The organism is Cellulomonas gelida (genome assembly GCF_006538725.1).
GTDB lineage: Bacteria > Actinomycetota > Actinomycetes > Actinomycetales > Cellulomonadaceae > Cellulomonas > Cellulomonas gelida.
Genome location: NZ_BJLQ01000085.1, coordinates 1 through 1,634 on the forward strand (window position 1 = coordinate 1; position 1,634 = coordinate 1,634).

Consider the following 1,634-nt stretch of genomic DNA (forward strand, 5'->3'; position numbering starts at 1 on the left):
GACTGCACCACCCGCACCCAGCTCGTCGTCGCGGCCTACGAGTCCGGCCTGATCACCGTCGGCCACTAACCCCAAAGCCCGAGCCGTCCGAAGTGGCGCCATGCTCATGGTTCAGGTGCATCGGCTCAACGCCGCTAAATGCCGGTCGGGTAGAGCTCACTGCGTTGAGCAAACATCGCAACATGTTGGCCGACCACTCCCAACGGAGGCTCACCGACGGTCTCGATCAGGACGACCTCATCCGCAATTCGCAGGGTCAGCACCCCTTCTTGGTCAACGTCTTCGACGATTCCCTGCAGCAGCAGCTCACCGTCCGCCGGACGGACGTCTCTCGGTAGGTCCCGAGCGACCATAATCTCCGTCCACCCGATTATCCTGGGGACCTCAAGCTCGATATCCACTTCGGCCCCTGCCACGGGTGGGCTATCACCTCGCCAGAGGCCGTCACCAGACAATCCCGGAGCGGTTACAACAACATTTGGAGGATCGCCTCCAAGCACCTTCTGCAGCACGACGCGCATTACCACGCCCCCTTCGGGAACGGCACTCGGACCAGCACATTGTCCACCTGCCAGGTGTTCAAATCAGGGTAGAAGTTCCACGTCTCTTCGTGGAAGTGGAACTTTGCTGGCGAACTGCCCATCTCATGGGGACCGAATACTCCGGGCGCCATCAGCCGAGACGATTCTGTTCGGGTCAGGAAGACCGGTGCGAGGGTGGAGATTCGTGGTTGGACCGGTACCCAAGAACTCGTCCCACCTAGCCACCGCCTCACTTGGCTTCAACGCCTGGACCGCCGCTCGCTCAGTCGTCACGACAGACGAGGCGGCGTCTCCGGCTGTCTCCGCAGCTTCGAGAGCTTTCTTGCCGTTTCGGAACCACTTGAAGGTCGTCGCAGCCCACCCGGCGATCGGGATCGCCCCGGCGCCCGAGAGGCCAGAGTTCCACCAGTCCCCCTCAACCCCGTACCAGACTGCGTTGGCGAGGTCGGCGACCTCGCCGTATCCAGGGACAAACCCCAGGACGTCGACTACGACGTGACCGACCTCGCCAGCCGTCGGGCCGACGTTAGCGGGATTGGGGTTCTGGCGCGGGATCGGCACGAGGTAGCAGCCAGGGACCGGTGTCGAGCTCGCGGGTGGCCGCTTGGCCAGGGGGCCGCGGCCGCCGTCGTAGTCGTCGTCGATGCGGGGTGTCAGGCCGCTCGGGTCGGACAGCGTGGTGGGGTTGTTGTTGGCGTAGGCGTAGGCGTTCCACTGTTGCGGGTCGGCCAGGTCCAGGACCGGGTCGACGGAGATGAACCGTCCGTTGGCCTCGTCGTAGTACCGGGCCCCGACCATCGTCAGACCGGTGGCGGTGTCACGGGTCTTGTCGAGGAACTGCCGGTCGCCCGGGATGCTCGCCGTCGTGTCACGCGCCGCACCGAACGGGTCGGTGTACTGCTTGACGACGCTGTTCGCCGCCCACCTGGTGTTCGGGATCGCGGCCAGCGTCGTGCCGAGGGGGTCGCCCACCAGCGAGGTGACCCCGCCCAGACCGCTCGAGTCGCGCACCGCGACGGTCTGGCCGTCGAAGCCGTCTCACCGGACACCGAGCCCGCGACGCTCGTCGCGACCGTGCACCGCGTGCGCGCC

Annotated in this window: 2 protein-coding genes; both read right to left on the minus strand. The window is 65.7% G+C overall.

Going from position 1 to position 1,634, the window contains the following annotated elements; all coding sequences use genetic code 11:
* Positions 1–134: 134 nt before the first annotated feature.
* Positions 135–521: a hypothetical protein gene (locus CGE01nite_RS16745; protein ID WP_141371780.1), complete on the minus strand. Its 387-nt coding sequence runs from the start codon at positions 519–521 to the stop codon at positions 135–137.
* A gap of 123 nt (positions 522–644) precedes the next feature.
* The gene (locus tag CGE01nite_RS16750) at positions 645–1,553 is read right to left on the minus strand and encodes an RHS repeat-associated core domain-containing protein (protein WP_170211013.1); all 909 of its coding nucleotides are present in this window, start codon (positions 1,551–1,553) and stop codon (positions 645–647) included.
* Positions 1,554–1,634: the final 81 nt, after the last annotated feature.

Coding starts and splice junctions, on each gene's coding strand:
- CGE01nite_RS16745 (WP_141371780.1), bottom strand. CDS start 521: ATGCGCGTCGTGCTGCAGAAGGTGCTTGGAGGCGATCCTCCAAATGTT.